Raw genomic sequence first — 7,750 nt, forward strand, 5'->3', positions numbered from 1 at the left:
GGCCAGCATGAGTTTAGCCACTATCTGGAGTTTCCTGCGAATTTCCTGTGAGTCTTCTCCGGCAGCCGCCCGGGGTTAATGACCGAGGTTCCCCTCCGCAGAAACCGAATCCCAACCTATTGGGGTTTCAGAACGCCCTCGATGGAATGAAAAGGGTCAGGAATCCACGCAGGGACAGCTCAATAGTTACGCCGGTGTTTTAGCCGCGGAATTGCGACGGCGAACACCGCTGCCGCTGCGAAGCCCAGTACGCCTGTGGCCCAGATGCCGGCGGACAGTGAAATGGCGGCCGTCAGCCCGGAAAGGAGCACCGGTCCCCCGGTGGCACCCGAATCGGCGATGAAACGCCAAATGCCCAGGAAGTGACTCCTACCGTTGTCCGGTGAGAAGTCGGCGCCGAGCGTCATGATGAGTCCAGAGCTGATGCCATTGCCGAAGCCGATCAGCAGGGCAACCAGCAGCAAGGGCACGAACCCGCCAGTGAACGGGATCAGGATCAGGGCGGACCCCATGATCACCGTGGACGGGATGGCCACCCACTGCCGCCCCTTCCTGTCCATGAGCTTTCCAGCAGGGTAGAACACCAGCATGTCGATCGCTCCGGAAAGGCCGAAGAGCAGGGAAGCATGGGTGGCGTCGAGGCCCAGGTGATCCGCCCACAACGGTATGACCACCTGTCGCGAGGCACGCAAAGCACTGAGCAGCAGGATCCCGAAACCGACGGACAGGAACACCCCGGCATGGGACACCGCAACGCTCCGCAACGTGGACGCCGGAGGGCGAGGACCGCCGTCGGACGCGTCTGGGGCCACCAGGTCCGGGATGGTGAGCGACAAAGCCGCAGCCGCCATCATGCCCGCAAAGCCCACCCAGTACGCGCCGCTGATTCCGGCGAACTGCATGACGCCGGCCCCAACGAAAGGCCCAATGAAGATGCCGATCCTGGTCACGCCGCCCAGCGTGGACAGTGCACGGGCGCGGTATAGAACGGGGACTGCTTCCGTCAGGAACTTTTGCCGGGCAAGGTTGAAGACGCTGGCGGACATTCCCACCAGAGTCATGGAGGCCGCCAGCAACCAGAGCCCGTGCTCCATTTGTGGTGCGAAGGCCGCGGCACCTAGCGCGATTGCGCCCAGGGCTCCGGCACCGACTATCGACCATCGTTCGCCGAACTTCTCCGTGATGATCGACGCCGGAATGTTGAAGATCCAGGATCCCAGTCCGATCAGCGTCACGATCAACGCGGAAACTGCCACAGAGGCCCCGAGGTCACGTGCCGAGAGAGCGATGACCGGAAGGACCGCCCCTTCGCCGATACAGAACAGCAGTGCGGGCCCGAAGGCCGGCAATGCGACGCTGCGAAGGCTGAACGCTTGATTCGTCTGGGTCCTGGTCATCCCTTTCATCCTAGGACTGCGGTAGCTGCGGTCGGGGCCAGCATTACGTTGCGCAATGCGCACCGGCGCACTAGTGGGGTTCGCAGTTGTTGGGGGGGGGGGGGGGGGGGGGGGGCCCCCCCCCACACGGGCGGGGGGGGGGGGGGGGGGCGGGCCGCGGGGGGGGGGTGGGGGGGGGGGGGGGGCCGGGGGCCCCCCCCCCCCCAACAACTACATGCGAAGCGGGGTTGCCTGCCGCGGACTACCGGCGGTTGGTTGCTGCCTTCCGGCGGCTACCTGCCGCCAGGAGCAGGCCCATCAAAAGCATGGCTCCTGCCCAGACAACGAAGGCGCCATTCAGCCCTGTATTGGCCAGCTCGCTTGAACTCCCGACGGCGGTGGAGGCTGCCGCGGTCATCGCGCCCTTTGTGGAAGCAAGGGCTACAACCGTGCCGGCTTGGGTGCCGGCTCCCGCACTGATGCCAGCAGCGGGAGTGTTGCCGCCAGCAGGCGGGTTGATAGTCGGCGGGTTCACCACGGGAGGCGCAACGACCGGAGGCGTAACGACCGGCGGGTTCACGACCGGAGGCGCAACAACCGGCGGGTTAACAACGGGAGGCACAACAACCGGAGGCGTGACAACCGGAGGGTTCACCACCGGAGGCGCAACAACCGGCGGCGTGACAGTGCCAACCGAACCGCCGCCGACGCCCACTGACGTGGACCCAACGGTTACAGGAGCAGTAATTGGAATGACCAACTGGGTGCCTGAGAGCAGTCCGCCGTTGCCGGAAGTAGTGCTGCCGCCCGTGGTGCCAGCCGGAGCAGTCCCACCCGCAGTACCGGTGTTGGTAGCGGAGGAATCCCCCAGCACACCAGCCGAGGTAGCGCCGAGGTTCACCGGAGCCGTAATCGGAGCAACAACCTGCGTGCCCGAACCAATGCCATCCGAACCACTCGTCGAAGCACCCGAAGCGCTGCCAGCCGGAGCAGTGCCACCCGCAGTACCGGCGGTACCGGACGTGGCCGAGGAATCCCCAGCCACACCCACGGCAGTGGCCCCGATGTTAACAGGGACCGATATCGGAGCCACTACCTGAGCGCCGGATGCGATTGACTCTCCCCCCGACGTTGTTGCCTGCGTCGGCGCTTGAGCCGGCGCAGGAGTTGATGTTGCTGGCGTTGAGGTGGCAGATGAGTCACCCAGAACGCCCGCCGACGTCGACCCCACCGTGATGGGAACCGTCACCGGCGCGATCACTTGGGTTCCCGAGGCGATGCTGCCGGAACCGCTGGTCCCGGCTGCCGGCGTCGAACTTGTTGCCGCTGCTGGTGCGGCAGGTGTGGCTGGGCTCGCCACAGTGGAGCCCCCCAGCAGACCCACTGACGACGAGCCCAGGTTTATGGGCACCGAAACCGGGGCGACTACTTGTGTCCCGGAAGCGATGCTGTCGGAGCCGCTGGTTGTGGCAGCAGGCGCTGTGCCCGAACCTCCAGCAGTTGCCGGCGCGGACGCCGTAGCTGCTGAATCCCCCAACAGTCCCAGTGATGTGGCGCCGGTGGTGATCGGCGCTGTAACAGGCGCTACTACTTGGGTTCCGGAGAGGAGCCCGTCCTTGCCGCTGGTGGTATCCGCGGCATGTGCCGCGGTTGCGCTGAGGACAATCATGCCCCCGGCAAAGCATGTGCCGATGAGGCACTTGCGAATGGTCGTGTTCATTGCGATCTTCTCCTGAAGGTCTTGTTCCCAGAGACGTCCGTTCACGGATCGCCCTCGTAACCGTCTGCTGCGGGTTGCTGCGCAGCTGGGTGCGGGAACTAATCAGGAGAAGAGCCGGGATCAAAACAGACCGGCTTTGGATGTTGTTCATCGCTGACCGTCACAAGGTCAGTAAGGGAATTTGCAGGAATGATCAGTGCGCCGTGGAGGAAGGCTGCGGCGGGGCTTGGCGGGCCGTTTTGGGAATTACCGGAGCCAGCGCCAGCCAGGCCAGCCGGCACAGCATTGCGGTCCGCAGGCGATTCTGATGGTCCCTTCGGAGCGCCGGTCGAAGCTGTTCCAGCGGCCGCCGCAGTGCCGGACGAGCCGAGCACGCGGGTTATGGAAGGCACCGGCGCAGCAGTCGCGAGTGCTGGCTGCTCGACTTGTCCGGGAGTTGATCCTTGCAGAACAGTTCCGGCAGAGCCCTCACCCTCCTGCGAACCCACGACGCCGGAACTTGGGATAGTGCCGACGCTCGGGGCCTTGTCTCCAGCCACAACGGGTGGGGTGTCGGAGGTGACCGGCGGTAGGACGGTATCAACTACATCGACGATCGGCTGAACAATGGGGTTGGTGACGTCGGTGACGGGTTCCAGGGCAACGGGCGCCAGGGCATCGTTGAGCGGGGGAACAACGGCTTCCACGGTCTGGTCAACGCTTCCAGTTATGGGTTCCACCACTGTGTCCACAACAGTTTCGACAGTGTCGCCCGGAACCACGTTGTTGACGACAGGAACGGTCCCCACAAGGGTGTCCACCGAACTGCCAATTTGCTCCACTATGGGAGTCACGACCGGAACGTGGACCGTTATCGGTTTCGCCGGCACAACAGCTTTGACGGGAGCAGGCAGCGGGACGTTCGGGACGGGGATGCTCATGGTAGGAGCCGTCGCCTGTGGCCCAGCAGCTTTTGCGACGGACCCAACGGCGTCCGTTGACGAGGAGACAGCGGTGGAGACGTTAGCCGTTACTCCATCAAGAAGTGTGTGGTTATCCGAAGCTCCGGTGTCGGCACTCGCGGCAGTTGCGGAGAGTGCTATCCAGATTGCCGTTCCGGCTCCAGCGATCATGACAGAGCGGAGAATGTTGGTAGCACGCGGGAATACGCGTGTGCCCTTCATCTCGACACCCCCAGGTAGTCGCGAACCGAATGGTCGCCTTCATCCTAGGACGGCTGTCACCAATTAGTCCATGGCTGGGAGTAAACGAAATGGAAATTTATAAGGCCCCTTGTTTATGACGGATAGAAACCGGCCTTGCCCGGTCCGAAGTCTGGCGTGGCAAGCGAGGTCCGTCCTTGGGCGTTGGTTTCCTGGAGGCGCTTGATGAACCAACGGGACTGCTCGGGGCCGTAGGGCAGCACCGGAATCGCCTTGGTTGCATCGGAAGGCATGTCCCGGATGCTCTGCGTTGCTTGGCGGACTGCCGTGCTCATGGTGTCGGCCATGGTTTTGACGAACTCGTCGCTGGCGGGCTTTCCGTGACCGGGGACCAGGAACTCGTAACGGTGGCGGAGGGCCGAGATGTGCCGCAGGGCATCGGCCCACTCCTCGGGGTATGAATCCTCGAACGATGGATGTGCGCCCTGCTCCACCAAGTCGCCTACATACAGCGTGGAGCTGGTGCCTACCAGGAGGTCGCCGTCAGTGTGTGCACGTCCAAGATAGAAGAGCGTTGCTGTGATTCCGCCGAGATCCACAAGGACCGGCTGATCGTGGACCAGCGCGTTGGGAACAACGATGTCGACGGCGTCACCTTCCCCGGCTGCCATCTCCGGTTCGTTGGTGGCCACGAAGCGGCGCTGGATGTCGGCGTCCTTTTCGATGGCCGCCGCACAGTTGGCGTGCGCCCAAAACTCCGTGACGCCATCGTCGGCAAAAACTGCGTTGCCGAAGAAGTGGTCATAGTGCGCATGCGTGTTCACCACTACCAGCGGCAGCTGGGTCTTTTCGCGGACTGCAGCGAGGATCTCCCGGCCTTGGCGGGGGCCGCAGCCGGTGTCGATGACCATGGCAAGCTCAGAGCCCACCACGAGCCCGGTGTTCAGTAAAGATCCCTCGGTTTCCAAGACGTAGTTGTCCGGTCCGAGTTCGAGCCAAGCTGACAATGAGTTCTCCGTATCCAGTGCAATCCGGCGATGTTCAGGCCTCTACTCTACCCACCAAATCCGAGGGGAAGCTGGAAGACTGGCGGGTCAGACCCGGAGCAACTTCAGGCGTCGTGCCACCCGTACAACAAGGGAGGTCTCGAGGGAGCGGAGCTGATTTTGGAGCTCATTGGATTCTGCCGCAGCCGCTGACAATTTCCCGGCTGAGTCCTCCAAGGCAAGCCGCAGCTTCTCATGCTCCGCTTCCACTGCGGCAAGAGTGCCCGTGGTGTCTTCCAGTGCATGGGTCAGCCGATACAACTCCACAGACTGGTGACCAATGTGCGACTCGTTGTTGGCCGTGAGTTTGGCGGCCGCAGGGTGCTCCCCAGAGTGCAGTTCAGGGAAGGCCGGTTCAGGAGTGCTGAGTACCGGCGCGGCCGGGGTGGCGCCTTTAAGGGTTTCGACGACGGCGTCCCACCACGCGCTTTGGAAGGTGCTTTGCGTGGGGCTCAATTTCTCCAAGTACGCCCGAATGTCGTTCCGGCGGTTCCAGAGGAGGTCCACATAATCGTCAAACCCGGGGGTTACAACATGCCGCAATGACCGCAAAGTGTGGCCGAGGCCCCAGTTGGCCAGGGCACCGCCCAGCCGGACTTCTCCGTAGTAGTCAACGGCAATGCCGAGGCACGGAACACCAGCCGCCAGAGCGAAGACAATGGGGTGGTACCGGCTGGCAACCACGAATTCGGCCCGCATCGTCAGGGAGGCAGCCTGTTCCGCAGTGAACTGACCGCAGACAGTGACGTTCTCGGAACGCATGCGGCGTCGGATATCCTCGTGCATCTCCATATCCATGTCACGGTTCCCCGGACGGGACATGTGCGGAACCATCACGACGTCCACCTGGCCGGCGTCGGCAATTCTGTCCAGCAGGTCAGCTACACCCTGGTTGAAGTCATCCCTGTCCATCGCCCCCGTGCCGGGTGCGAAGCTCGCCACAATGTATGGTCGTTCGGGGCTCGGCTGGTACGCAGGAACAGCCGATGAATAGATTGCGTCGGCAGGGCCCTCTTTGAGGAAGCTGGCGTCATCCAAGGTCAACCCGGCCGGGACGTCTGCCTCACGCATCAGCTCGAAGGACGTTTGCTCGCGAACACTGGAAAGCGCCGCCGAGCGGAAGAGCTCCACAGCGGCGTCGTAGTCGGGTCCTGTTAGTACTGGACCCACGGTCTGTCCGGAGATGACCAACGGCTTGTCGAGTGCGTTCGCAATGGCGCCCACGGCCGCCCGTTCATACAGCAGCCAGCCATACGGGGAGTTCATGTTGCCGCCGCCTGCAATGACCACGCCATCAGAAGACTTGACTGTCTCGATAAGCGCGTGGACCTGATCCGTGGCAGGAAGGGCATCCATGTCACCCGCGAGAATGGACTGAATTTCTTTCAGGTACGTCTCGCGGCGGTTGGGAGGCCAAGGGAACTTCAAGGTCTTTACTGCGGGCGTGCCATACAGTTTGCTGCTCTGTTCAGGGTTCCGGGACAGGAGCACGATATCCGTGATTCCGCGGGCCTGGAGTTCGTCCACTACGGCATGGGTCATCGCTTCGTCACCCACGTGATAAATGGATTGACCAATGTCTCCAAGAACTACAACTCGCACGGTACCTCGGTTTTAGAACGTCAAAAAGCAGCTTCCAGCCTACCGGGTCGGGCTGTGAGGACCGGACAGCGGTTTCTTGGCTGTGGAAAAGTACGACGCCGGCAGTCAGGTTCGAGGGGAAACCTGGCCACCGGCGTCGTGATGGTCTTACGACCGCTTACCCACTTACTTTCCGTATTTTTGGTTGTAGCGGAACATGAAAGCGGCCATCGCGTCGCGGTTCACCGGCTGGAGCGGCCGATACGTCTTGGACCCATTTGCCTCGGTCCATCCCGTGGAAATCCCTGCTCCAGCCAACCAGCTGATTTCTTTCTGGAACTGGGCCCCAGCCGGCACATCCGCAAACGAAGCAGTCGATGTGACCGCCGGCTTGCCCGCGAAGCGGTACATGAACGCAGCCATGGCATCCCGGTTCACCGGCTGCACCGGCCGGAACGTCTTCGAACCATTAGCTTCCACCCAACCAGTCGAGATGCCCTGGGACGCGAGCCACGTAATTTCCTTGTAGAACTGCGTACTCGGCGTCACGTCAGCGAACGGTGACTTCGCCGGAGCCTGGAACGCCGGCGAACCAGCCAACCGATACATGAACGCAGCCATCGCATCCCGGTTCACAGCCTGCAACGGACGGAACGTCCTGGAGCCATTCGCCTCAACCCACCCCGTCGAAATCCCCTGCGATGCCAACCACGAAATCTCAGCATGGAACTGGGCCCCCGGGGCCACATCCGTGAACGACACTGCGGAGGTGGACTTGAACGTCCCGGACCAAGACGCGGTCGCACCCGTGGCAAGAACATAATCCGTCGTCGCCCGTGCTGTGACCGTCACCGTCCCGGCACCCGGGTACGTGCCAGCGGCAAC

6 protein-coding genes are annotated in these 7,750 nt (G+C 62.8%); all 6 read right to left on the reverse strand.

Annotated features, from left to right (window positions below):
• Window positions 1–179: 179 nt before the first annotated feature.
• Window positions 180–1,397 carry an MFS transporter gene (locus tag LN996_RS09265; RefSeq protein ID WP_231340102.1) on the reverse strand — a complete coding sequence of 406 codons (1,218 nt, stop codon included), beginning with the start codon at window positions 1,395–1,397 and terminating at the stop codon, window positions 180–182.
• A 241-nt stretch (window positions 1,398–1,638) separates the two neighbouring features.
• Window positions 1,639–3,096 (reverse strand): cell wall anchor protein, encoded by a 1,458-nt coding sequence (locus LN996_RS09270; protein WP_231340103.1) that lies wholly within the window; start codon window positions 3,094–3,096, stop codon window positions 1,639–1,641.
• Window positions 3,097–3,194: 98 nt separating this feature from the next.
• Window positions 3,195–4,259: a hypothetical protein gene (locus LN996_RS09275; protein WP_231340104.1), complete on the reverse strand. Its 1,065-nt coding sequence runs from the start codon at window positions 4,257–4,259 to the stop codon at window positions 3,195–3,197.
• A gap of 113 nt (window positions 4,260–4,372) precedes the next feature.
• Complete coding sequence (locus tag LN996_RS09280; RefSeq protein ID WP_231340105.1) at window positions 4,373–5,245, reverse strand: MBL fold metallo-hydrolase; 873 nt, start codon at window positions 5,243–5,245, stop codon at window positions 4,373–4,375.
• Between the two features lie 87 nt (window positions 5,246–5,332).
• A complete protein-coding gene (locus tag LN996_RS09285) occupies window positions 5,333–6,841 on the reverse strand; it encodes a polysaccharide pyruvyl transferase family protein (protein ID WP_231340106.1) in 1,509 nt (502 codons plus the stop codon).
• Between the two features lie 210 nt (window positions 6,842–7,051).
• Window positions 7,052–7,750 (reverse strand): S-layer homology domain-containing protein (locus tag LN996_RS09290; protein WP_231340107.1); only part of this gene is annotated, 699 nt, incomplete at its 5' end.

The sequence above is a fragment of the Arthrobacter sp. AK01 genome (genome assembly GCF_021109375.1).
GTDB lineage: Bacteria > Actinomycetota > Actinomycetes > Actinomycetales > Micrococcaceae > Arthrobacter.